This window comes from Melghirimyces thermohalophilus (genome assembly GCF_900102685.1).
In the GTDB taxonomy this organism is placed as follows: domain Bacteria; phylum Bacillota; class Bacilli; order Thermoactinomycetales; family DSM-45169; genus Melghirimyces; species Melghirimyces thermohalophilus.
Window position 1 is genome coordinate 164,844 of the sequence record NZ_FMZA01000005.1, and the last position, 24,023, is coordinate 188,866.

The following is a 24,023-nucleotide window of genomic DNA, read 5'->3' on the forward strand; positions in this document are numbered from 1 at the left end:
AGAGGACTATGACAGGTTGGGAGTTCCTTTACAAGCGGTTCATCCCTTCAGGTGATGGGGGGAGAAGATCCGGTTCGCTCCTTAAGATTTCCCTCTGCCTGCTGCTAGGGGTGGGGATGCTCCTGCTGCCGCTGGAGGGTCCGATGGAATCGACCCAAGCTCAAGCGGCTGATCCCGGAGGCTTTCTCAATATTTTGCCCCCTGGACAGGATGGGACAGTCAATACCCTGGAGTGGGGTCGGTTTCAGCTGACCGGGAAATATCCGAAACACGTGAATGACCAGACCGAGATGTACGATTCTTTGGCTGAGGCTGCTCCTGGCGTGAAGGAGGGAGAGCTGCCCCAGTATTTCAAAGAAGCCTCCCTCGGACTGAAGGGGGAGGCGGAGCGCTCCTATTCTCCGACAGAGGGGGTGGCCGTGCATCGGGACCGATTGGGTGTTCCCCATATTGAAGGAAAAACCCGAGAAGCGACGATGTTTGCCATCGGTTATGTCACGGCGGAAGATCGGCTGTTTCTGATGGATGTGTTGCGCCATCTGGGCAGGGCCCGACTGAGCCAGTTTCTAGGTGCCAGTGAGGCCAATAAGGAGATGGACCGGGCTCAGCTAAAAGTAGCCCCCTACAAAGAGGAGGAATTAACCCGGCAATGGAAGTCGGTCTGTGATCGGGGGGAGGAGGAAGCCGAGGCTTGTGAAGATCTAAAGGCGTATACGAAAGGGGTTAACGCCTACATCCGCAAAGCGAGCCTCCATCCAAAGCTGTTGCCGGCAGAATACCCGGCCCTGCAACAGATGCCGAAGAAGTGGAAACCGGAAGATACGGTCGCCATCGCCAGCCTGGTGGGAGGCATCTTCGGTAAAGGTGGCGGCAACGAAGTGGCCAGTGGCCGTCTGCTCTCCCAACTCCAGCAACAGCACGGCAAGGAGAAGGGACGGGCCATCTGGGAAGATTTCCGCAACGGGGAAGATGCTGAAGCGCCGGTGACCACGGACAAGCCTTTCCCTTACAACCAGCCGAAAAAAGTGGATTCGCAGTCGACGGCTCTGTTGGATTTGAAGACAGTGGATCAGACCCTCAAACAGATGGAGAAGCCGGAAATGGTGGCGGACGGGCCCTTCGGCAAGATTCCGCTGAAGCTGCCGGAGGAGACCAGCAACGCCATTTTAATCAGTGGAAAACATACCCAAGACGGACGTCCCATCGCCGTGTTCGGCCCGCAAACCGGTTACTTCAGCCCGCAGCTTCTGATGGAGACGGATGTCAGCGGTCCGGGGATCAAGGCCCGGGGGGTCGGCTTTGCCGGGGTCAATCTCTATGTCCAGATGGGCCGGGGTCAGGACTTCGCCTGGTCCGCCACCTCCTCCGGCGCGGACAACGTGGACCAGTGGGTGGTAAAACTGTGTGAGCCCGACGGGGGCCAGCCCACCGAGAAGTCCCAAGGGTATTGGTACAAAGGCGAGTGTCGATCGATGGATGTCTACACCCATCGTCAGATCGCCAAACCTTCCGCAGCTGGCATTCCCAAACCCGGTTTGAAGAACATCTTTTTTAATACCAAAGTGGAACGGACGATCTACGGCCCAGTCAACGCCCGGGGAACAGTGGACGGAGAGCCGGTGGCTATCACCACCCAGCGCTCCACCTATGGCCAGGAACTGAACAGTGCCTTGGGCTTTAAACGGATCAACGATCCGACGTTTATGAAGGATGGGGCCCGTTCCTTTATGAAAGCCTTCCGAGGGGTGGAGTACACCTTCAACTGGTTTTACGTGGATGATGAGGACATCGCCTACAAGCATTCCGGTCTCGCCCCGATTCGGGATCCCCGCACTCACCCCGACCTGCCCACCTGGGGGACAGGGGAATACGACTGGACGGGGAAATTTTTGCAACCGAGTCAGCAGCCCCATGTGATCAACCCGGAGAAGGGCTATCTCGTCAACTGGAACAACAAACAGGCTCCCGAATTTCGGGCCAACGATGCGGAGTTTAGCTATGGGTCTGCCCACCGTTCGGACTTGCTCGAAAAAAGGGTGAAACAGGCGATCACTTCCGGAGAGAAGCTGACCCGGGCCGATGTGGTCAACTTGATGATGGACGCGGCTACCGTCGATCTGAAGGGACAGGAGGTGTACCCTTGGGTGTTGCAGGTGCTGGGAGAAAAAGCCCCTGAAGGCGACCCCACCCTGCAGGCGATGCGTGACCGGTTGGCGGAATGGGTGAAAAGCGGTGGTCATCGACGAGATTGGAAGCCCCGGGACGGTCAGTATGATCATGCCGTCGCCGTGGCCATCGCCGACGCAGCCTTTCCTCACCTGGTGGATGTTGCCTTCGGTGACGCCCTGGGGGGTGCGAAACTTCCCTTCTCCTTAGAAGATTCGCCGCGCCAGAAAGTGGGGTCCGCCTTTATCGGAGGCGCATACTCTCACCTGAACAAGGATTTGCGACAAGTGTTGGATGAACCGGTGCAGGACCCTTGGCACCAAACCTACTGCGGAAAGGGAGATCTGGAAAAGTGCCGCAGCGCTCTCTGGCACGCCCTGGATCAGGCGGCGGATGATTTACAGGAGGAGTATGGTTCCGCGGAGGTTAAGGACTGGGTCTACGACAAATCCCGGGACCGCATCCAATCACAATCCCTCGGGGTGATGACCACCCCCGACATGGACTGGGTCAACCGCCCTACCTTCCAGCAAGTCGTCCAGGTAGGGGTGCCCCTGAAAGAATAAAAAGATTCAATTGGCCCAACCCCCCAGAAACGGGGGGGTTGGGTTTTTGGTTGCCAATAAAAAATCTTGGTAAACCCTCAAACACATCTCCAAATCAAAACGGTCCAAGCTAGTAAAAATGGCACGACTATTCTACAGTTACAATAGGCCGAAGATCCAGAAAGTGGCGAAAGGTGCGAAAAAGAAAAGGCAGCAGGTTTTACCCTGCTGCTGTCTGCTTATGGATTCGCCTTCCAGGTGAGCCAGCGGATCATCAGATCGATGGCCACTGGGATCGCTTCTTCTTTGGGATCGATTTGGGGGTGGTGCAGGCCGTGGGGAGAGTCGACGCCCAGCCAGAACATCCAGCCGGGGATCTCCCGCAGGAAGTAGCCGAAATCTTCTCCAGCCATCGCTTCCCGGCATTCCACCACCTGAACGTCGGTTTCCCGGCGGGCCCAATCGATGAATTCCCGGGTGAGGTTCTTTTCGTTTTCCACCTGGCAGTAGTTGGCCCCCCAGTCGATGTGAGCTTCGCAGGCAAACCCTTCTTCGATGCCTCGGACGAGGGCGCGGATGCGTTTTTTGATCCGTTCCATCGATTCCATGGACAGGGTGCGGATCGTCCCCTCCAGACGGGCATTGCCGGGGATGATGTTTTGTTTCGTTCCGATGGTGACTTTCCCCAAGGTGAGGATGGCCGAGTCCAAGGGATCGATGTTGCGGGAGATAATTGTCTGCAGCTGCATCGCCAGCTGGGAGGCAGCGATTACCATGTCGTTGGCCCGGTGGGGTAAGGAGGCGTGGCCGTCGGTGCCGACCAGGTCGATGTACAGCTCCGATGTATTGGCGAACAGGATGCCGGGACGGGTGGCGATCGTCCCCACCGGGTAATCCGGCCCGATATGCAGACCGAACAAAACCTCCGGCCGCCACTGTTGGAATTCCTCGCTCTTCAGCATCGGCAAGGCTCCTCCCGGCCCCTCCTCTGCCGGCTGAAAGATAAAGAGGAGATCATCCCGGACGGGGTGGTTCACAAAGTGGGTGAGGATGCCCAGGGCGATCGCCATATGGAAATCATGGCCGCAGGCGTGCATCTGTCCAGGGTGCTCCGAGCGGAATTCGTATTCCGTCTCCTCATGAATGGGCAAGCCGTCGATATCCGTCCGGTAGCCGAGGATCCGGGTGGGTTGGGTTCCCTTCACCTTCACCAACACCCCGGTTCGCCACGTTTTGATCTCCAACCGATCCTGCGGCAGGCGGGACAGGTAGTCCAAAAGGTATTTCTGGGTTTTAAACTCGGCGAAGCCAAGCTCCGGGATCCGGTGGAGGTCCCGGCGGATGTCCACATAAGATGAGAGGGATGAGCCCATGGATCTACGCTCCTTCAACTAAAAGTCTGCTTTAAACGCCTCTCCAGCCGGTCGGCAAACCGGTCCGATTCATCAGGGGTGAGGGTGAGCGGTGGCAACAGCCGGATCACGGTCTGTTGGGCGATATCCACCAGCACGCCATCCTGTAAGAGATCCAGCTGCAACTGTTTGGCCTGAGCGGGTGTGAGGAAGGTATCGATGCCGATCATCATGCCTCGTCCTCGTATCTCCCCGATGGCATCGGGCAGGTATTTCTGAAGCCGCCGCAGGTGATTCCACAGGTAGTCCGCGTTTTTCTGTCCTTCCTCCAGTCCGCCCTGTTCCAACAACACATCCAACACCGCGTTCCCCAGAGCGGCACTCAGAGGGGAGGGAGCGAAAGTGGTTCCGTGATCACCGGGGTGGAACAGATCGGCCAATTTGCGACCGGCGATGATGCCGCCTAAGGGGAGACCGCCGCCGACGCCCTTGGCGAACAGAATCAGATCAGGCTGCAGACCGGCGTGCTGGTAAGCGAACAGGGTACCGGTCCGGCCAATTCCCGTCTGAATCTCGTCCATCAGGAGGAGCCGCCCCTGTTCCCGGCACAGCCGGGCCATCTCCTGCAGATAAGAAGTATCGAGGGGCTGGACACCGCCGGAACCCAGGATCGGTTCCGCCAGTATAGCCGCCGGATTCTCCTGCTCACACACCCGCCGAAGCTCCTCGGGCTGATTGGGTTCCACTTCAAAAACCGGCAGATCGGGTTGAGGATAATCCTGGTAGACGCCGGGCTGGCGGGTGAGGCGGACGGCTCCCAGCGTACGGCCGTGAAAGCTTTTTTTCATCACCACAAACCCGCGTTTCCCTTCCCCCTGCTCCTGGGTCCACTTATGCACCAGTTTGATCGCCGACTCTGTCGCTTCGGCTCCGGAGTTTCCGAAAAAGACTTTGCCGTCGATGCTGTGCTTGACTAACCGTTCCGCCAACCGGATGGCGGGGGGGTTGAGAAATTTGTTGGAGATATGAAGAAACGAGCCCCCCTGTCGATTCAGCTCCTCCATTACCGCCGGATGGGTGTGGCCCAGCACATTGACGGCCAGTCCTGTAAACAGATCGAGATATTCATTCCCTTCGGTATCATACAGGGTGTTCCCCCGGGCGTGGGAGATGGCGATGGGTAGCCTATTGTAGGTATTCATCAGGTATTGTTGGTCCCGTGCATGCCATTGGGTCAACATGCTCCCCCCTTTACACTTGTTCTTGTATAGAAAAGGAGGGCCGCCTGAGGACGGCCCCCTTGAAATTCAGAGTTGGCGGAGTTCCTGTTTGATTTCTGTTTTGGAGCGGGTCTGTTCGTCGTTTTTCTTGATCACTCGTGCAGGGGTTCCTGCCACGACGCTGTTTTCCGGTACATCTTCTACGACGACAGCCCCTGCAGCGACGACGGAGCCTTTGCCGATGCGGACGCCTTCCAGGATGACGGCATTGGCGCCAACGACCACTTCATCTTCGATGATGACCGGATTAGCTGACGGCGGTTCAATCACACCGGCGATGACGGCTCCAGCTCCGATGTGGCAGTTCTTGCCGATAGTGCCACGACCGCCGACGGTGACGTTCATATCGATCATCGTGCCTTCTCCGATCACCGAGCCGATATTGATAGAGGCTCCCATCATGATGACAGCGCCTTTTCCGATTTCCACCTGGTCGCGGATGATGGCCCCAGGTTCGATTCGGGCTTCCGTCTCCTTCAGGTCGAGGAGAGGGATAGCGGAGTTGCGGCGGTCATTTTCCACCACCAGGTCTTCGATTTTATCCCGGTTCGCATCCAGGACTGGTTTCACTTCTTTCCAATCCCCGAACAACACGCCGACGTTCCCGGTGATGAAGGAGTGGACTTCCTTTCCGAAATCGATCCCTTCCAGATCGCCTTTGATATGTACTTTGACTGGGGTTTTCTTTTCGCTGTCTCGGATGAAGTTAATGATTTGATTGGCGTCCATCATTTCCATTGAAAGTGCACCCTTTCTATATGAAAAATCGAATCTCATGGGGGAGTCGACATTTATCTAAAATTGAGTATAGCATAAGCCGTCGCTGTGCCGAAAGCGATGGCGACGGGAAGTTTCTCCCGGAGATTTTCCTCTCTGGCAAAAAACGCTTCCCAAACCGAAAAGAGTCTTTTATAATAAGTCCGTCCCAATAATCAAAATTCCTATTCCAGTTAATTTTTAAAATACGGATTGTTAGGAGGTAGACCGTTGGGACGTCTAACTCGATTGGCCGTTATATGGTTAACCGTGTTCGGTATCCTTTTGGCCGGATGCAGCCAGCCCTGGATACTCGGGGGAGAAGGTTCCGCTGAAGGAGGAGAGGTTTTACGCCTGACGGCCGAAGCCGAGCCTCCCAACCTGGACAGCGCGGAAGCGATTGACGCGCAATCGATCACCGTGTTGAACAACGTGATGGAAGGCCTGATGCGGCTGGATAAAGACCAACAGCCGCAGCCGGCGATGGCCGAGGATGTTCAAGTAAGTGATGACCGGAAGACATACATCTTTAAAATCAGGGACAATGCTCGTTGGAGTGACGGTGAACCCGTCACCGCCCAGGATTTCGAGTATGCCTGGAAGCGGGCGCTGGATCCGAAAAAACAGTTAGAGTCCGCCTATATACTGTTTCCTTTAAAAAACGCACGGGCTTATTTTGCCGGAAAAACCACGGTAGACACCGTCGGGGTGAAGGCTATCGATGAACGGACGCTCCGTGTGAAGTTGGAGGAGCCGGTTCCTTATTTCCTGACTCTGACAGCATCCGCCGCCTATTTTCCTCAGCGGAAGGATTTTATTGAAAAACAGGGCCGGATGTATGCCAAAGATGATAACCGGTTGCTTTATAACGGCCCCTTTGTGTTGAAAGATTGGAAACACGATCAAAGTTACCGTTTTGTCAAAAACCCGGAATACTGGGATGAGGAGAATGTAAAGTTGGATGAGGTCCAGGTGCGGATCGTCACAGATTCCATGCAGGCGGCCAATGATTACAATTCGGGGGAAGTGGATATGGCTCCCCTCAGTGATGAATTGGTCCATGCCTTCAAAGGTAACCGGGATTTTATCCAGGTGGATCGAGGCGCCACCTTCCTGATACTGTTCAACACCCGGAAGAAATTTTTCTCCAATGAAAAGGTTCGAAAAGCTTTCAGTCTTGCTGTGGATCGGGAGCAATTGGTACAGGAAGTGCTACAGAACGGATCCCGTCCCGCTCAGGGGATGGTTCCCGATTCGATCCAAGGGAGTCAGAAGGGGACCTTCCGTAAACAAGCAGGGGATCAGCTTGCATATGATGCAGCACGGGCCCGTCAGCTTCTGGACCAAGGGATGGCGGAGTTAGGAATGGATAAACCTCCCCGAATCGCATTAAACGTTAACGATAACGACCGCAAGAAAATTGCTCTGTTTCTGAAGGAACAGTTTCAAAACACGCTGGGGATCGATATTCTGATCAATCCGCGGCCGATGAAGCAGAAGCTGGAGGCGGAGCAGCAGGGTCGCTTTCAAATGTCCTTGGTGCGTTGGATCGGAAGGTATAACGACCCCATGGCTTTCCTGGAGATCGGTCACTCCCAGAGCGATGTCAACTTCGGCCAGTGGAGCGATTCAACCTTCGATCGGCTGATTGAGACAGCCAATTTGCACACCGATGCTGAGAAGCGGGACGAGAATCTGATCAAGGCGGAATCCATTGTAATAGAACAGGCCGGAGTGGTGCCGCTCTTTTATGAGGGCCAGGCTTACGTGCAAAAACCCTACGTGAAAAACTTGTACCGCTCTCCCGTCGGTGCCGAGTATACCTTGAAATGGACCTATATCGACAAGCCTTCGAAAAACAGGTGATTGTTGTGAAAACCGGCCGCTACGGCCGGTTTTTAGTTTTGTGGAGCATATTTAAAACAGCCTTTTTAATGGGAAATGCGAAAAAAGTCTTGTCAATTTTCGATCGTCTGTTATATAATACAAAGCAAATCAGACGCACTGTCCCCGAACAGTTGCCGAGCCAAAGGAGTGACATCTGTGAGCACACAAACTTCCTCTTTCCCTAAAAATGTGGAAGTAAAGGGGAAGATGACCGAGGAATTCAAGGAAATCTTAACTCCGGAAGCACTTGCCTTTGTGGCGAAGCTGGCCCGGAAGTTTACAGACGATCGGGACCGCCTGTTACATAACAGAGAGAAGCGTCAACAGGAAATCGACGGAGAGAACGGACTGGATTTCTTGGAAGAAACAAGAGAGATTCGGAACAGTTCTTGGTCGATCGATCCGGTTCCCTATGATCTGCAGGACCGTCGGGTGGAGATCACCGGTCCTACTTCCGATCGGAAGATGGTGATCAATGCTCTCAACTCCGGCGCTAAGGTTTTCATGGCCGATTTTGAAGATGCCAATTCCCCTACTTGGAAAAACACGATCCAGGGACAGATCAATATGAGGGATGCTGTCAACGGAACGATCAGCTTTACCAACCCTGACGGGAAGCGGTATGAGCTGAACGAAAAGCCGGCGGTGCTCCTGGTTCGCCCGCGGGGCTGGCATCTGGATGAAAAGCATGTGACGGTGGACGGACGGCCTGTGCCCGGCGGTCTCTTCGACTTCGGCCTCTACTTTTTCCATAACGCCAAAACCTTGCTGAAGAAAGGGTCCGGACCTTATTTTTACCTGCCGAAGATGGAGAGTCATCTGGAGGCGCGGCTGTGGAATGAGGTATTCGTCTTCGCTCAGGAAGAATTGAAAATCGCCCAGGGCACGATCAAGGCGACGGTGCTGATCGAAACCATTACCGCCGCTTTCGAAATGGACGAAATACTCTATGAATTGCGGAAACACTCGGCGGGACTCAATTGCGGTCGGTGGGACTACATCTTCAGCTACATCAAGCGCTTCCGCAACCGGCCGGAAGTGATTCTGCCCGATCGCTCTCTGGTGACGATGACGGTCCCCTTCATGCGGGCATACACCCTGCTGGCGGTGAAGACTTGCCACCGGCGGAATGCCCACTGCATCGGCGGAATGGCCGCCCAGATCCCGGTGCGGAACAACCCCGAAGCCAACGAAAAGGCGATCGCGAAAGTGCGAGCGGATAAAGAGCGGGAAGCCCTCGACGGCCATGACGGTACCTGGGTGGCCCATCCGGCATTGGTCCCCGTCGCCAAAGAGGTATTTGACAAACATATGCTACACCCCAATCAAATCCACAAGAAGCGTGGCGATGTAAACGTTAGCGCCGAGGATCTCTGTGAGGTTCCCGAAGGACCCATCACGGAACAAGGGCTGCGCCAGAACGTTAGCGTCGGCATCCAGTACATCGAAGCTTGGCTCCGGGGCTACGGGGCAGTGGGCATTAACAACCTGATGGAAGACGCCGCTACGGCGGAAATCTCCCGGGCCCAGCTTTGGCAATGGATTCGCCATCCCCAAGGGGTGCTGGAAGACGGACGCAAAGTGACGGTGGAACTTTTCCGTCAGACTGTCGACGAAGAACTGGCGAAAATCAAAGAAACCATCGGCGAAGAGCGATTTTCTGTCGGCCGGTTCCAAGAAGCCAAAGAGTTGTTTGATGAACTGACAGTGGCTGACGAGTTTGAGGAATTCCTGACCCTGCCCGGCTACGAGCGGTTGTAAACAAAATTTTAACAATCATATTAAGGGAGAGATGGAGAATGAGCAACCAAGAAGAAGCGAAGCGACTGCAGGAATCCTGGGATAATGATCCGCGCTGGCAAGGGATCGAACGCCCCTACACACCGGAAGACGTGTTGAAGCTGCGCGGTTCCCTCCAGATTGAGTACACCTTGGCCCGGCGCGGTGCCGAGCGGCTGTGGAACTCCCTTCAGGAGGAGCACCATATCAAAGCCTTGGGTGCCCTGACAGGGAACCAGGCGGTACAACAGGTGAAAGCCGGCCTCAAGGCCATTTACCTCTCCGGTTGGCAGGTGGCCGCTGACGCCAACCTGGCGGGGCAAATGTATCCGGACCAGAGCCTTTATCCGGCCAACAGCGTGCCCCACGTGGTGAAGCGGATCAACCAGGCGCTCCAGCGGGCAGACCAAGTGGAGCATGCCGAAGGAGGCGCCCAGCGCGACTGGTTTGCCCCGATCGTAGCTGATGCGGAAGCCGGCTTTGGCGGTACGTTGAACGTGTTTGAACTGATGAAAGCCATGATCGAGGCGGGAGCCGCCGGGGTACACTTTGAGGACCAGCTGGCCTCCGAGAAAAAATGCGGTCACTTGGGCGGAAAAGTGTTGCTGCCCACCTCCCATGCCATTCGCAACCTGATTTCCGCCCGCCTGGCCGCCGACGTGATGGGTGTGCCCACGATTCTGATTGCCCGCACCGATGCTAACGCTGCGGATATGGTGACCAGCGACGTGGATCCCCGGGATCATCAATTCCTCACCGGCGAGCGGACTTCGGAAGGCTTCTTCCGGCAGAAGAATGGGATTGAAACGGCGATTGCCCGGGGTCTGGCCTACGCACCCTACGCCGACCTCATCTGGTGTGAGACCTCCACACCGGATCTGGATGAGGCCCGTCAATTCGCGGAGGCGATCCACGCCGAATACCCGGGCAAAATGTTGGCCTACAACTGCTCGCCCTCCTTCAACTGGAAGAAGCACCTGGATGATGATACCATCGCACGCTTCCAGAATGAACTGGGCGACATGGGCTACAAATTCCAATTCATCACCCTGGCTGGATTTCATACCCTCAACAACAGCATGTTCGAGCTGGCCAACGCCTATAAGGATGAGGGAATGGCGGCTTACTCTCAACTGCAACAGCGGGAGTTTGCCAACGAAGCGAAAGGTTACAGCGCCACCCGTCACCAGCGGGAAGTGGGTACCGGCTACTTCGACGCCGTCTCCATGACCATCTCCGGCGGAACTTCTTCTACCACCGCCCTGAAAGGTTCTACGGAAGAGGCACAGTTTACATCGGCCAAGTAAGCAAAAAAAATTTCCCCCAAAAGCCGTCACCCGCAGGTGGCGGCTTTTTTTACTTCAGGGTGATTAGATCCTTCTTCCTAGTGACGATGAGGTAATCATCTCATAAAATAGGAGTTGGTAAAATATTTATATTTGTCCAAAGAGGTGTTGTCATTGCCGTTGAAAGGGCTGACGGCTTTGCTGGCGATCACGGCGTTGATCATGACCAGCGGCTGTTCACTGGCCGCCAAACAATGGGTGGAAGCCAACCAGGGACAGATAGAGCAAGTACAGGAAAAACAGGTGGCCGATGAGGACTCCCGGGAAGTGGATCCGAATCCGGATACTGAAGAAGAACCGGAAGCTGTCCCACCGAATAATCGGGACAGCGGGGGAGGCACCGACGACAATCAATTGGAGGCCAGCAATATCACCCTGATGGTGGATGATCGAAACTGGCAAAAGGTGGGCACCGAACAGCTGGAGCCCAACCACGAATACACAGAATTTACGCCGGAGGGACAGCCTAGCGAAGTCAGCAGGGAGCTGTTAGGTGTTCACTTCTTCAAAGGGCTTCATCAGCAGCTGACGGTGGCCCAGGCGGCTGAAGTTTTGAAGCAAGGAATGGAAGAGGAGAGTCAGGGTGGCGAGATCACTTGGAACCCCCTCGCTCAGAACGAGAAAAACATGCTGGTGGAGATCGCACTTTCCGATGATCCCCAGAACGGTAGCTTTTACGGTTACATCCGCTGTTTCAGTACCGATGATGGTATTTATGCTCTCCTCTATATGAAAGCGACTCCCCTGAGCGATGAAGAACAAGAGAAATGGCAGTCCCTGCTCAAGCAGGCGGATCAGCGGCAGCTGGTCCTGTAACTGGTTAAAACCGTCTCTCGTAATATCAGGCAGAGGCGGTTTTATTTTTTTGTCCATGGAAGCACGTTTATAACCCTGCAGACGATCCTGCTCGGCGTCTTTTTTATGGTTCTGGCGTTCGTCGTGTTTATCCTCGCCTCCCTGACCACCTACCGGATCGGCCGGCGGTTGATGGACCGGGCGGCTTCCGCCCGCTGGGGGAACTGGGGCAAGGCGGTCCTCTATTCGCTGTTGAGTTACGCCTGTTATGGATGGAGAGGGAATGAGGGATAGAGTTAACTCCCTGTGATCGTCCCCCCGTTGGAGTGGAGCACTTGTCCGCTCATGTACATGGAATCATCGGAAGCGAGAAAGACGTAAGAAGGGTTGACCGAGGGGAACCCGGAAATAAACAAAAAGCCCGGCCTGTTGGCGGGCTTTTTCGGTTATAATCGGCCGGGTATCCCGTAGGCGACCGCCTCCAAGGGGATGCCGCCGATGGTGATCGTCTCGGTTCCGATTTTCGTCCCGCCCAACCGCTCATAAAACCGACAGGCGGGATTGTCCGCCAGCACCCAGACATTGATCCGGAGGGGATACTTCCCGCACCAGCCGTTGTCCGATCCCCTGTTGTTGATAGTCCGGCAAGATATAAATGGCGTATAATTCCTCTTGATAGGAAGATAAGCGGTTCCGTATCGGGCCGCCGCTGGCAAAACCGACGATCTTACCGGCAGGGGTTTCCGCCACGGCGATCCGGCTTTGCCCGCTTTGGATCAATGGAGTCCACAGCTTTCTCTTCTCCTCGTATGAAAGGTGATCGAGAACATCGTCGGGGACGATGCCGCGATAGGTGCTTTTCCAGCTGTCCACATGAACCTTGGCGATTCCCGGAACATCATTCAGGATGGCCTTTCGAATCTGCACGAGATTTATCCCCCTTGCCCTATGGTTTTACTCCCATTCGACACCGGAGCAGCGGATCCCTTCTGTTGCAGGAAGGATGATCGCATCTGGAAAAAGGGATAAAGGGGGTTAGATGAAGGAAAGGGATGAACTGTGAAAAAGTACCTCGGGGTGATCCTGTCTAATTTCGTTGTTGGATGTGGACAAGGGACTGACTGGACATCCGAGCAAATTGCCATTGGTGCGGAAGAGTGGACCGTTTGAATAAAGAGAATAATCCGGTGTTAACCAGCGATACCGAAGGGCGTGTGATCGCATTACCCTTGGCGGCAATCTGGCACCTGTCGGCCCGGTCATCCTGGGTGATCACCTGATCGTTCCCAGTCAGGACAGCCGGATCTATGCGGTGTCCATTGATGAGATCGTCGCGGAATAAGTATAGGGGATTCAGTTTTTTTCTTTTGTCCAGTCCCGTTTTCCGTCGGATTCGAGGATGCCCATGGTGACATCGTCGATATCAGGATCATTCAACACCTTTTCCATCACGCGAAATTTGATATCATCGGCTGCCGCGAGAGACAAGCCCTTGCGAAGTTCGATGTAACTTTCCACGTGATACTGTCGGCCTTCCTGCAGGATGCGCATCCGATGAATATCCACCACGTCGGGATCATCCAGAATGATGTGGGCCACCCGCTCCTGGATCATCTTAGGGGCGGCGACTCCGATCAGCCCGACGGTGTTTTCATATCCGATCTTGATGGCGATGCCGGTTAACAAAATCCCGATGATGATGGCGCCGAGACCGTCCAGCATGTAGATGCCGGTCCAGGAGGAGACGAGAACGGCGATCAGGGCCAACAGGGAGCTGAGGGTGGCGATGATGTCTTCATAAAAGACGAGGCGAGTGGGGGGAGAAGCCAGCCCCACATGGGTGATGGAGCTTTTGATGATTCCCAACCCCGACGCCTCTTCCCGGGCTTCGCGCACAATTTCCTTCATCGCTTTCCAAAGGACATAGCCGTCGATCAAAATTGCGATCACCAGGACAGAGGCATTGATCAGAATATGTTCCGAGGGGTGGGGATTTTGAATCAGATTCCACCCTTCCTTGATGGTTTCATAAGCCATGATGCCGATGATCATCACCGCGATCAGCACAAACAGATTGACCGTCCGGCCAAAACCGGCGGGGAAACGCCGGGTAGGTTCTTTCTCGGCGAGGATGCTGCCGAAAAAAACGAAGAGCTGGTTGAGTGTATCGGCCACGGAATGAACGGTTGTGGCCAACATCGAACCGCTGCCGCTGACGAAAGCGGCGATTCCCTTAGATAGGGCGATGATGAAATTTCCTGCCGCTGCCGTAGCCGCGGAGCGGTTTCCTTTTTTGAGCCATGTGAGCATGCCAATTGTTCTCCCTTTCACCAACTGTTTCTTAGCATCAGGGTGCCCACCTGATCGCCTTCTCATCATGGGAGAGCATGGAGGTCTTCCCCAGGATGGGGCACGGGTATATACTCGTACCATCCCCTTTTTTATATTATCGTCGGGTCAGCTATGTTTTCCGAAAGGATTTATAATTGGGACGGTTATTGCGAAAATTCTCTCCTCCACCCTTGTCAACCATCTGTCCATCCGACACCGTGAGCGGTATCATGGTAGGTGAATGTATATGGAGAAAGGGAGATCCGGTTGCAGCAGCACCAACGGAAACAGTGGCGAATTCCACCTGTCGACACCCAGATGGAAGAGAAGGCGCGAAAACACGTGGATCAATTGACGAAACCGACAGGCGCCCTGGGGGACCTGGAGGAGCTTGTGGTTCGACTGGCGGGTATCACCGGCCAGGTGTTTTCCGATATCAGCAAAAAAGGCGTGGCGATCTTTTGTGCCGATCATGGCGTAACCGTGGAGGGGGTCAGCGCCTATCCCGCCGAGGTGACGGGTCTCATGATCGGCAATTTCAGCCGGGGGAAAGCGGCGGTCAATGTGTTGGCCCAACGCTTTCAGTCTGAAGTGGCCGTGGTTGACGTGGGCAGTCGTTTGCCGAAGCCGCCGGAAGGGGTGCTGGAGCGAAAAGTGCGCTCCGGCACAGCCAATATGGCACAAGGGCCGGCGATGACCCGGCAGGAAGCGGAGGAAGCGCTTCAGGCGGGGGCGGATCTGGCCAGCAGCTGGAAGGGAGCCGGCTTACAGTTGACGGCGGTGGGGGAGATGGGGATCGGCAACACCACCTCTGCCTCGGCAGTGGCTGCCTGCTTAACAGGAAAACCGGTCCGGCGGTTGATCGGCCGCGGAACGGGTTTAGATGAAGAAGGGGTGCGTCGAAAAGGGGAGGTGATCACCCGCAGTCTTCAGGTGAATCGGCCGGATCCACGGGATCCGCTGGATGTGTTGACCAAGGTGGGCGGCCTGGAATTGGCGGCTATGGCCGGGTTTATGTTGGAAGCGTCCCATCTTCGTCTACCGGTGGTGTTGGACGGTCTGATCACCACGGCGGCTGCCTTGGCGGCGGTCCGAATGGAACCCAGGGTACGCTCTTATCTGTTTGCCTCCCACCAGTCGGCAGAGCCTGGTCATGCCCTCTTGCTGGAGGCTTTGGACATGCGCCCTCTGATCAGCGCCGGTATGCGACTGGGGGAGGGAAGCGGGGCGGTGCTCGCTTTTCCTCTTTTTGACGCGGCGGTGGCCACAGCCAGGGAGATGGCCACCTTTGCGGAGCTGGGCATGGAGTAAGCCTGAATATCAATTTGGAATCGGTTTGCGAAAGGTTGTGATGGAATGGCAGCAGGATTGGAACAGTACGGACACGGTGGTGACCGACAGACGGCACAGGAGCGGTTTGGTCGGGAGGCGGATTCCTTTGTGGATTTTAGTGCCAATATCAACCCTCTCGGCCCGCCTCCAGGGGTGGTGGAAGAGCTGAAGCGGGCTTTGCAGGAGCCGGGGACGCCGACATTGACCGCTTATCCCGATCCCGTCTGTCGTCGGCTGACTCAAGTACTGGCACAGTGGCTGGGTGTGTCGCCGGAGCAGGTGCTGCCCGGTAATGGAGCCGCGGAGTTGATCGACCTCATCCATACCGTGGCGGAGCCCCGCGTCGTCGGCGTGATCCATCCTTCTTTTTCCGAATACGAAGCGGCGGCGCGCAAGCGGAAGCTAGAGGTGATTCCTCTAAAAACCCGGTGGGAAAAGGGGTTTCTTCCCGAGCGGGAGTCGCTGTTGGCCTGGATTCGAGAGGTGGATTTAGCTTGGATCGGACATCCTAACAATCCCACAGGCACTCGCCTTCCCTATGAAGATCTGGTCGCCGCCGCGGAAGAGGCGGCCCGTTGGGATACGGTGCTGGCTGTGGACGAAGCTTTTTTGGATTTTATCCCCGCTGAGGAGGCGACCACCCTCCTTCCTCACTTGGAGGCTTTTCCCACCACGCTTCTGTTTCGGTCCATGACCAAGTTTTATGCCATTCCGGGACTTCGTTTGGGCTTCGTGGTCGCCTCCGCCGACTGGATCGAGGCGATGAGACGGTGGCAGATTCCCTGGAGTGTCAATGCCTGGGCGCAGTTAGCCGGGGTGGCCGCTCTAAAAAAGACGGGTTTTGAAGCGGAGACCTGGGCTTGGTTGGTGGAGGAAAAGAGGTATCTCACCCACCAATTGCGCTCCCTTCCTGGTGTGGAAGTGCTTGCAGGCGAGGCCAATTACCTCCTCCTTCGCCTGGAAAAAAGAGCAGCGATGGAGGGGATTTCCTCCCGGTGGCTGCAGGAGAGGCTGGGGGCAAAGGGTATCTTGATCCGGGACGGTTCCACCTATCCCGGACTGGATGACCGTTACCTGCGGGTGGCCATCCGTAGCCGAGAGGAAAATGAGCAACTATTATCCGCTCTGACCCCACTCCTTCCCGCCGGGGGTGTTCCATCATGATCCGCCTGGTCACAGGAGGGGTCCGTTCCGGGAAGAGCCGTTTTGCCGAAAGGCTGGCGCACGAGATGGGAGAGCAGGTGTTGTATGTGGCTACCGGGGTCGCCGGCGACGGGGAAATGGAACGGCGGATCGCCCGCCATCGAGAACGGCGCCCCGGGAACTGGGGGTTAGCTGAGGAGCCTTATGCTTTGGCCGATGCCCTCCATCAGGCGGCCGACTATGACGGGGTGCTCATCGACTGTTTGTCCACTTGGGTGGCCAACCGGGTGATGGAGGACTCCGCCCCAGTTAAAAGCTCTTTGGAAGCGGAAATGGAGCAGGAGGTTTTAGAGATGATGAACCGGTTGCAGGAGCAGGAGGCGATCCTGGTCACCTCTGAAGTTGGTCTCGGCGGCGTATCGATGAACCCGATGGGGCGTCTTTTCCAAGATGTGCTGGGATGTGTCAATCAACGGGCGGCGGAACAGGCAGATCAGGTCTGGATGGTGATCTCCGGGATCCCTTGGAAGGTGAAAGGATGAATGCCTTTTTTGTCGCCCTCTCTTTTCTGACCCGCTTTCCCGTGCCCCGGCGGACCGATTTTAACGATTGGTCCTGCAGCGCCGCCTATTATCCGGCGGTCGGATGGGTGATCGGAAGTGCTCTCATACTCTTCCAGCTGTTGGTGGCGGATCATTTTCCACCGGAGGTTGGCAGTGTGCTGTTGTTGGTCTTCTGGGTGTGGCTAACCGGTGGCCTCCACCTGGATGGGCTGATGGATACCGCCGATGGCCTGGGAGCCAACCGGGATCCGGAGCAGACCCTGGGGATCATGAAGGATAGTCGGGTAGGAGCGATGGGGGTGTTGACCTGTCTCTTGCTGCTGTTGCTGAAAGGGGCAGCGCTGGCCTCTGTCCCCGGTTCGCTGTGGGTCCCGTTGTTGATCGTCCCTGTCGTCGCCCGGTGGGTCTTGGTGGCGGCGATTTGCTATTATCCCTACATCAGTCGGGATGGAATCGGCACAGGCTTGCGGGATGGGCTGACCGGGGTCTCCTGGTTCCTGGCGACGTTGTTGACGGTGGTCCTGGTCGGAGTAGTGTCGGGGTGGACAGGGGTCTTATTCCCCATAGTCGGGCTGTTGTTCCTCTGGTGGTTCGGCCGGATGATCCAGCGGCGGATCGGAGGTTTTACCGGTGATGCTTACGGCGCGCTGGTGGAGGGTACCGAGGGCTTGCTGCTCTTGTTGTGGTTGCTTGTATGAAGTTGATCTGGCTGCGTCACGGAGAGACGAATCCCAATCGGCAGCGTCGCTACTGCGGCCATCTGGATCCCCCTTTAAACGAAAAGGGCCGCTGCCAGGCCGAGGCGGCAGCTGCCCGCCTCGCTGTTGTTGAGCCGGTGGCACAGGTGGTTGCCAGTGACTTGTTGCGCGCGCGCCAGACGGCGGAACCCCTCCTCCGGCAGCTGTCGACGGCGACGATGCAGGTGACGCCTCTGTTGCGGGAACTCTCCTTCGGAGAATGGGAGGGCTTGACTTACGGGGAGATCTATTCGCAAAATCCGCAAGCCTTGCATCGGTGGCTGTCGGATCCCGTTCGCCGGTCGCCGCCGGGAGGAGAAACGATGACCCAGATGGGATCCCGTCTGGACCGGTGGTTACATGAGATCTTGCGACATGCCGGAACAGAGATGCGGGTGATTGCCGTCACCCACGGCGGTCCCCTCCGTTGGTTCATCTCCCGCTATCTGAAGCAAGATCCCGCTTCCTTCTGGGATCGGTCGATCCCCCACGGGGATGTGTTATCCGTGAAGTGGGAGGGGAATCGCTGGCGGGAACAGCCCTGAAAGATTAACCTGACGGTCCATGAACCCCCTGGGGGTGATCCTTGGAATACAGATGACAGAAGCGGCACACCCTGTAAGTGCAGAAGGAGGGTGAAGCCGATGGCAGACAAGGAGCCGAATCCGGATACCAAAGCTTATATGGGTCCGGATATGGAAGGGTCGCTAACAGCGATTCCAGAGCAGCAAAAAACCCGGGTAACCCGCCGCCCGCACCGGGTGGAAGAGGATCAGCTGCCGCCGGGTGAGATGGATATTCGAGGTCTGAAAAAGCGCTCCTGATCGAAGGACCCTGCCGATGCAGGGTCCTTAAGTTTAAATAAAAAATCCCCTCCCTCAACCGAAAGAAGGGGTCACGCTTGATCTGTTTATGTGCGGTGGTTGGCATCCTTCTCGGTGATTCGCTGATTGGTGCCTCGCTCGCTACGGTCGGCTTTCATGGCGTGTTTATCGTCCACCGGTTGGCTCGGACGGGGAATCCCATCGTTTTCTTTCGCTCCTTGTCCTTCTTTGGCCATGTTCCATCCCTTCCTCTCCAGATCGGTGTCTACTTGTAGCGTATCCAATCTTCCCGTATAAATCCCTCTCAGTCAGGCATGCTACTCACGGAAAGGGGGCATATTCATGGACAGGGACAAGACGTCAAAAGAGTTCAATGAAGAAAACATCAACAGTAGTATCCAGTTTGCCTATGAACAGAGTGGGGAACTGACCGATATCGATGTGGAGGAAGGTCGAAAAAAACTTTCCAAGCAGTATGAAAAAGAGTCCAGGAAACAGAAGAAATAAGTCTCTTTTATAGGAGCCATCTCCCGATAGGTGGGAGGTGGCTTTCTATTTTTCAAAAGGGGAGAACTGTTTTATATTGAAAGATAGAGAACAAGATGATCCCGGATCAACCGGCCCTGTAACAGAGATCGATCCGAAAGAGGAAGGAGAACGATCGTTGCAACAAAATACCACCCGTCGGCTTTTTGGCCCCCAGGGGCCGGTGCTTAAGGTGAAAAAAAGTCATTTGACGCTTCACTCCCCGACACCGCTGGCGGTCTTGTCCAGTGCACCGGTGGGCGGGGGGCGGCGAGAAACCCGAACCATCGTCAACCGGCATGTGGATAAGAATTATTACGAAGCGGATCCGATCGCCGAGACCCAGCACTGGATGGAAAAACAGGGACTGGATCCAATGGAGACGGTAGGGATGTTGACAGCTGTCTGGGTGGAACAGGTGGCGGTGGTGGAGCGGAAGTCGAGCCATGTTCACGTCGCCGCCATCGTCACAGCCGGCGCAGGCAACGCCGCCAGAGCCGGAGCGTCGGGGCCCGTTTACACCCAGCCGACCCCTGGAACGATCAATATCATCCTAGCGGTGGACGGATGGGTAACAGAGGAAGCGATGATAAATGCTGTCATCACGGTCACCGAGGGTAAAGTCGCCGCGATGCAGGAACTGTCAATCAGAGATGGGCAAGGGCGCATCGCTACAGGAACGACAACAGATGCGGTAGTGATCGCCTCTACCCAAAAACCGCGCCGGGGGTATCGCCATGTTTACGCCGGCACGGCCAGCCCCCTGGGTCAGGCGGCGGGTCAGGCGGTCTTTGAAGCTGTTCGGGAGGCTTTGATGCGGGAACGGCTGCTGAAAGAGGGGGAATCGTGGTGATGGGTTCCTTGTCCCTCTTGTTGGCTTTTCTGACCGACCGGATTCTGGGGGATCCCCGCCAGCTGCCCCATCCGGTGGTGGGGATGGGTTGGATGATTTCCCGGATGGAACAGGTTTTGCGTCCGCGGGCGGAGAAATGGTCGCATAAGGGTTGGGTTCGCCTGTTGGGCTGCCTCTTGCCGTTGATCGTGGTTGGTTCTGTTTATCTCATCTCCACCCTGCTCCTGGTGGGAGTGGAGGCGGTATCTCGGTGGGGAGCCTTCCTGCTGGAAATCTGGTTGATCTCCACCACCATCGCCACCCGCGGTCTGGCCGATGCGGCGCTTTCAATTTTTCGATGGCTGCGGGAAGGGGATCTAATGCAAGCCCGTAAGGAATTGTCTATGGTGGTGGGACGGGATACGGAGCAGCTGGACCAGCCGGAGGTGGTGCGAGGGACCGTGGAGACCGTGGCGGAAAACATTGTCGATGCCGTCACCTCCCCCCTTTTTTTCGCCGCCCTCGGAGGGGCGCCGCTGGCCTTAGCCTACCGAGCCGTCAATACCCTGGATTCCATGGTGGGGTATCGGGATGAGCGGTATCTTCACCTGGGGTGGGCTTCAGCCCGGCTGGACGATCTGGCCAACTGGATTCCGGCCCGGCTCACCGTCCCGATCATGCTGCTGGCGTTCGGATGGACGGGATACAAACCGGGACGGGGGTGGCGGATTTGCCGGCGGGATGCTGCAAAGCACCCCAGCCCCAACAGTGGAATCGCCGAATCCCTGATGGCTGGGGGCCTGGGGATCCAGTTGGGCGGGGTGAATCGGTATCGGGGACAGATCTCCCGCCGGGCCTTGTTAGGGGACCCGTTGGTGGAGAAACAGGCGGAACATATCGAAGCTTCGGTCCGGGTGCTGTTGGTGACCGGCTGGCTGGCCGCCTTGCTGGCGGCAGCGACCGGTTACGTTTTAAACGGACTTTATTAAAGAAGAAATAGGAGGCTCGCAGTTTGGAAACGCGACCGCTGGTGACACCGGATTGGTTATTTGAACATCGGGAGGATCCTGAGTTGGTGGTGGTGGACTGTCGGTTTGAACTGGCGGACCCCGAGGCAGGGGAGAGAGCCTATCGGCAAAGCCACCTCCCCGGAGCTCGCTACCTGGATCTGGAGAAAGACCTGTCAGGGCCTGTAGGAAAACATGGAGGACGACATCCGCTGCCTGATAGGGAGGCTTTTGCGGAAACGTTGGGACGAAGGGGAATTGATGAATCTAAGCTGGTGATCGCTTATGATGCTCAGGGAGGAGCGATGGCCGCCCGACTCTGGTGGATGCTCCATTATCTGGGACATCCCGAGGTGGCCGTGCTGGATGGGGGATATCAGGGGTGGGTCGAGAAAGGGTATCCCGTTACCGCCGACATGCCCCAGCCGCTGCCAGTTCGCTTTCGGCCCCGGATCGAGTCGGAGATGCTAGTAGGTGTCGATGAGGTGAAAAAACACGTCGGTCTTCTGATCGACTCCCGGGATCCCGATCGCTTTGCCGGCCGGGTCGAGCCGATCGACGCCAAGGCCGGTCACATCCCGGGGGCGGTCAACCGCTTCTGGAAGGAGAACCTGAAAGAGGATGGAAGCTGGAAGAGTGTAGAGGAGCTGAAAAAAGAGTGGGCCTTCGCCTTCGAAGACGAAGCTCCCATCGTTTACTGCGGGTCCGGTGTCACCGCCTGTGCCAATCTCCTTGCCCTCCACGCCGCCGGTCACCGAGGCGCTCGCCTTTACGCCGGCAGCTGGAGCGACTGGATCACCTACAGAGAAAATCCGGTCCAAACGGAGTCCTCCAAGAGATAGGGTGGACTCGGCTCGTATCAGTTATGGCTTTTTACAGGGATCAACTGATTTTTTTTGTCAACTGATAGGGTTTTGTTTTTTTAATATCGAAGCTTGATACCAGGTACTAAAAGGGGGAATCAGGGTGAAGCAGATGGATTCGGGAAAATGACGCGTCATCATTGATCGAACAACATGGAGTCCTTCGATCAGAGTGGGTAGGGTCTTGCTTCGTTTTGATCCGAGCAAGTGTGCCGCTCGCTTTTTACAGCACTTCTGCAGCGTTGTAAATGAAGCTGTCTGGGCTTTCTATAATCGGAATGTACCGAATAATCCGAATGGTGGTCGGTTTTGGCGCTCCAGTTTCTTATTATAAGGGTGCCCGGCCATATTTAGGGGGAGGAAAGCGATTTGAAAGGAACTGCCATATTTCGGGTTCCATCTGAGGTGTTGTACGGACGTGACGCTTTCACCCAAGTAGGGGAAAAGGTGGCGGCTCTGGGGCGGAAAGCGTTGGTGATCAGCGATCCGGTGATGGAAAGAATCGGATATGTGGATCGATGTCGACAATTTCTTCAGCAAGCCGGTCGGCCCCATGGGTCCTATCTGGGAGTCGATTCGGAGCCGACGGATCGGCATGTGGCGGAAGCGCTGGAGCAGTTTCAAAGGGAACAATGTGATGTGATTGTCTCCCTCGGCGGCGGCAGTTGTATCGACACAGGCAAGGCGGTAGCCATTCTCGCTGCTAATGGTGGGGATATCAGCCAATATGTGGGTGGTAAAAAAGTGGTGCAGCAGCCATCGGTCCCTCTCATCGCCATTCCGACCACGGCGGGAACCGGGTCGGAGGTGACCGATGTCACCGTGATCACCCAAACGGCCACCGATGTGAAATTGATGGTGAAACATCCCGCCTTAACCCCTGCGGTGGCAATAGTGGATCCGGTGTTGACCGTCTCCTCGCCTCCGCATGTAACGGCGTCGACCGGGGTGGATGCACTCTGTCATGCGGTGGAAGCGTATATCTCCCGCCGGGCTCATCCTTTGACAGACAGCCATGCTCGATCAGCGATCGATCGAATCTACCGGTACCTGCGACGGGCGTACAAGGATGGTAAGGACCTGGAAGCCCGGGAACAGATGTCGCTGGCAGCGATGGAGGCAGGCATCGCTTTCTCCAATGCTTCGGTCTGTCTGGTTCACGGCATGTCCCGTCCCATCGGTGCTGTATTCCACGTACCTCATGGAGTGTCCAACGCCATGCTGCTGCCGGCGGTGTTGGAGTTTAAGAATGAAGCGTATCGGCGCAACTTGGCCGACATCGGCCGTATTTTCCGGGAAGATGGGAACGCGCTTACGGAAGAGGAGGCGGCCCATACAGCTGTCGCAGAAGTGAAGCGGCTCTGCCTGGAACTGAATATTCCCAATATGGCCAATTGGGGAATCGATCCGCACTCCTTTGAATCCCACCTAGAAAAAATGGCCCAGGATGCCATCGACAGCGGCAGTCCCGGTAACCATCCGGTGGTACCTACCCAGGAGGAGATCATCCAGTTGTACCATGAATGCTACGATTACCGTTTCTCCGGGGCCATCTCATCTCACCGTTAATGTGTGGTGCCTCTCCCACTCGACAGGGTCTATCCACAGAAAAACTCCCCGCACAACTGTGATGTGCACCCCTTAAAGTAGACACAGGAAAAACCCCCTGTGAACGGAACTACTTTTAAGGGGTGTTTTCATGGCGAAAAAAGGACAGAAGTTCAGGCATTATCCCTTTTCACTGAAGATGCAAACCGTTCAAATGAGACTGCAGGGTGTAACCAAACGGGAGGTAGCCGAAAGGTTGGGGATCCATGACGTGAGCCGCTTGAAGGTCTGGTTGCGTCAATATAAGTTAAAAGGATCCGAAGGGCTACAAGACCGCCGGGGAGGGCGAAAGAGGCCACTGCAAAAGGATGAATATGTCCGTCAGCTGGAATTGGAGAACGATGTCTTAAAA

24 protein-coding genes are annotated in these 24,023 nt (G+C 56.1%); 18 read left to right on the forward strand and 6 right to left on the reverse strand.

The annotated features are described in order from the left end of the window. Nucleotides 1–143 precede the first annotated feature (143 nt). The gene (locus tag BLP91_RS05245; protein ID WP_176757828.1) at nucleotides 144–2,732 is read left to right on the forward strand and encodes a penicillin acylase family protein; all 2,589 of its coding nucleotides are present in this window, start codon (nucleotides 144–146) and stop codon (nucleotides 2,730–2,732) included. A gap of 218 nt (nucleotides 2,733–2,950) precedes the next feature. Here the strand turns inward: BLP91_RS05245 and BLP91_RS05250 are convergent, their stop codons facing one another. The 3 genes from BLP91_RS05250 to dapD form a co-directional block, all read right to left on the reverse strand. Continuing rightward, nucleotides 2,951–4,084 carry an N-acetyldiaminopimelate deacetylase gene (locus BLP91_RS05250; protein WP_091567365.1) on the reverse strand — a complete coding sequence of 378 codons (1,134 nt, stop codon included), beginning with the start codon at nucleotides 4,082–4,084 and terminating at the stop codon, nucleotides 2,951–2,953. Between the two features lie 14 nt (nucleotides 4,085–4,098). Further along, nucleotides 4,099–5,304, reverse strand: a complete 1,206-nt coding sequence (locus BLP91_RS05255; protein WP_091567367.1) for an aspartate aminotransferase family protein — start codon at nucleotides 5,302–5,304, stop codon at nucleotides 4,099–4,101. Between the two features lie 66 nt (nucleotides 5,305–5,370). Continuing rightward, nucleotides 5,371–6,081 carry a 2,3,4,5-tetrahydropyridine-2,6-dicarboxylate N-acetyltransferase gene (dapD, locus tag BLP91_RS05260; RefSeq protein ID WP_091567369.1) on the reverse strand — a complete coding sequence of 237 codons (711 nt, stop codon included), beginning with the start codon at nucleotides 6,079–6,081 and terminating at the stop codon, nucleotides 5,371–5,373. A 249-nt stretch (nucleotides 6,082–6,330) separates the two neighbouring features. Here dapD and BLP91_RS05265 point away from each other — a divergent pair, with 249 nt between their 5' ends. The 5 genes from BLP91_RS05265 to BLP91_RS16620 all read left to right on the forward strand — a co-directional run bounded on the left by BLP91_RS05265 (nucleotide 6,331) and on the right by BLP91_RS16620 (nucleotide 12,200). Beyond that, nucleotides 6,331–7,965, forward strand: coding sequence for a peptide ABC transporter substrate-binding protein (locus tag BLP91_RS05265; RefSeq protein WP_091567372.1), 1,635 nt, complete (start codon nucleotides 6,331–6,333; stop codon nucleotides 7,963–7,965). Between the two features lie 177 nt (nucleotides 7,966–8,142). Next, nucleotides 8,143–9,747 (forward strand): malate synthase A, encoded by a 1,605-nt coding sequence (aceB, locus tag BLP91_RS05270; protein ID WP_342670273.1) that lies wholly within the window; start codon nucleotides 8,143–8,145, stop codon nucleotides 9,745–9,747. A 38-nt stretch (nucleotides 9,748–9,785) separates the two neighbouring features. Beyond that, nucleotides 9,786–11,072 (forward strand): isocitrate lyase, encoded by a 1,287-nt coding sequence (aceA, locus tag BLP91_RS05275; RefSeq protein ID WP_091567376.1) that lies wholly within the window; start codon nucleotides 9,786–9,788, stop codon nucleotides 11,070–11,072. Between the two features lie 153 nt (nucleotides 11,073–11,225). Beyond that, on the forward strand, nucleotides 11,226–11,927 hold the full coding sequence (locus tag BLP91_RS05280; RefSeq protein ID WP_091567378.1) for a hypothetical protein: 702 nt from the start codon (nucleotides 11,226–11,228) through the stop codon (nucleotides 11,925–11,927). Nucleotides 11,928–12,032: 105 nt separating this feature from the next. Then, on the forward strand, nucleotides 12,033–12,200 hold the full coding sequence (locus BLP91_RS16620; RefSeq protein ID WP_176757829.1) for a hypothetical protein: 168 nt from the start codon (nucleotides 12,033–12,035) through the stop codon (nucleotides 12,198–12,200). Between the two features lie 246 nt (nucleotides 12,201–12,446). Here BLP91_RS16620 and BLP91_RS05285 read toward each other — a convergent pair whose 3' ends face one another. Both BLP91_RS05285 and BLP91_RS05290 read right to left on the reverse strand, forming a co-directional pair. Then, nucleotides 12,447–12,833: a GNAT family N-acetyltransferase gene (locus BLP91_RS05285; RefSeq protein ID WP_245662122.1), complete on the reverse strand. Its 387-nt coding sequence runs from the start codon at nucleotides 12,831–12,833 to the stop codon at nucleotides 12,447–12,449. 426 nt (nucleotides 12,834–13,259) lie between these two features. Continuing rightward, on the reverse strand, nucleotides 13,260–14,216 hold the full coding sequence (locus BLP91_RS05290) for a cation diffusion facilitator family transporter (protein ID WP_091567380.1): 957 nt from the start codon (nucleotides 14,214–14,216) through the stop codon (nucleotides 13,260–13,262). 258 nt (nucleotides 14,217–14,474) lie between these two features. Between BLP91_RS05290 and cobT the strand changes: the two genes are divergently transcribed. The 6 genes from cobT to BLP91_RS05320 all read left to right on the forward strand — a co-directional run bounded on the left by cobT (nucleotide 14,475) and on the right by BLP91_RS05320 (nucleotide 18,836). Beyond that, nucleotides 14,475–15,548, forward strand: a complete 1,074-nt coding sequence (cobT, locus tag BLP91_RS05295) for a nicotinate-nucleotide--dimethylbenzimidazole phosphoribosyltransferase (protein ID WP_281220401.1) — start codon at nucleotides 14,475–14,477, stop codon at nucleotides 15,546–15,548. Between the two features lie 45 nt (nucleotides 15,549–15,593). Then, the gene (cobD, locus tag BLP91_RS05300) at nucleotides 15,594–16,733 is read left to right on the forward strand and encodes a threonine-phosphate decarboxylase CobD (protein ID WP_091567385.1); all 1,140 of its coding nucleotides are present in this window, start codon (nucleotides 15,594–15,596) and stop codon (nucleotides 16,731–16,733) included. Next, complete coding sequence (gene cobU / locus BLP91_RS05305; protein ID WP_245662124.1) at nucleotides 16,730–17,254, forward strand: bifunctional adenosylcobinamide kinase/adenosylcobinamide-phosphate guanylyltransferase; 525 nt, start codon at nucleotides 16,730–16,732, stop codon at nucleotides 17,252–17,254. The genes cobD and cobU overlap by 4 nt, the downstream gene beginning before the upstream one ends. After that, the gene (gene cobS / locus BLP91_RS05310) at nucleotides 17,251–17,973 is read left to right on the forward strand and encodes an adenosylcobinamide-GDP ribazoletransferase (RefSeq protein ID WP_176757830.1); all 723 of its coding nucleotides are present in this window, start codon (nucleotides 17,251–17,253) and stop codon (nucleotides 17,971–17,973) included. Before cobU ends, cobS begins: the two co-directional genes overlap by 4 nt. Beyond that, the gene (locus tag BLP91_RS05315) at nucleotides 17,970–18,557 is read left to right on the forward strand and encodes a histidine phosphatase family protein (RefSeq protein ID WP_091567393.1); all 588 of its coding nucleotides are present in this window, start codon (nucleotides 17,970–17,972) and stop codon (nucleotides 18,555–18,557) included. Before cobS ends, BLP91_RS05315 begins: the two co-directional genes overlap by 4 nt. A 99-nt stretch (nucleotides 18,558–18,656) precedes the next feature. Further along, nucleotides 18,657–18,836, forward strand: a complete 180-nt coding sequence (locus BLP91_RS05320; RefSeq protein ID WP_091567395.1) for a hypothetical protein — start codon at nucleotides 18,657–18,659, stop codon at nucleotides 18,834–18,836. Nucleotides 18,837–18,922: 86 nt separating this feature from the next. Here BLP91_RS05320 and BLP91_RS16625 read toward each other — a convergent pair whose 3' ends face one another. Beyond that, nucleotides 18,923–19,072, reverse strand: coding sequence for a hypothetical protein (locus BLP91_RS16625; protein ID WP_176757831.1), 150 nt, complete (start codon nucleotides 19,070–19,072; stop codon nucleotides 18,923–18,925). Between the two features lie 106 nt (nucleotides 19,073–19,178). Here BLP91_RS16625 and BLP91_RS16630 point away from each other — a divergent pair, with 106 nt between their 5' ends. The 6 genes from BLP91_RS16630 to BLP91_RS05345 all read left to right on the forward strand — a co-directional run. Further along, nucleotides 19,179–19,343, forward strand: coding sequence for a hypothetical protein (locus BLP91_RS16630; protein ID WP_176757832.1), 165 nt, complete (start codon nucleotides 19,179–19,181; stop codon nucleotides 19,341–19,343). Nucleotides 19,344–19,500: 157 nt separating this feature from the next. Continuing rightward, on the forward strand, nucleotides 19,501–20,214 hold the full coding sequence (locus tag BLP91_RS05325) for an adenosylcobinamide amidohydrolase (protein WP_176757833.1): 714 nt from the start codon (nucleotides 19,501–19,503) through the stop codon (nucleotides 20,212–20,214). Then, nucleotides 20,214–21,182: an adenosylcobinamide-phosphate synthase CbiB gene (gene cbiB / locus BLP91_RS05330; protein ID WP_091567454.1), complete on the forward strand. Its 969-nt coding sequence runs from the start codon at nucleotides 20,214–20,216 to the stop codon at nucleotides 21,180–21,182. The genes BLP91_RS05325 and cbiB overlap by 1 nt, the downstream gene beginning before the upstream one ends. A 23-nt stretch (nucleotides 21,183–21,205) precedes the next feature. Then, on the forward strand, nucleotides 21,206–22,042 hold the full coding sequence (locus BLP91_RS05335) for a sulfurtransferase (protein WP_091567401.1): 837 nt from the start codon (nucleotides 21,206–21,208) through the stop codon (nucleotides 22,040–22,042). A 390-nt stretch (nucleotides 22,043–22,432) separates the two neighbouring features. After that, nucleotides 22,433–23,632, forward strand: a complete 1,200-nt coding sequence (locus BLP91_RS05340) for an iron-containing alcohol dehydrogenase (protein ID WP_091567403.1) — start codon at nucleotides 22,433–22,435, stop codon at nucleotides 23,630–23,632. Nucleotides 23,633–23,762: 130 nt separating this feature from the next. Then, nucleotides 23,763–24,023: helix-turn-helix domain-containing protein (locus BLP91_RS05345; RefSeq protein WP_091567405.1), on the forward strand; the 261-nt coding region annotated here is incomplete at its 3' end.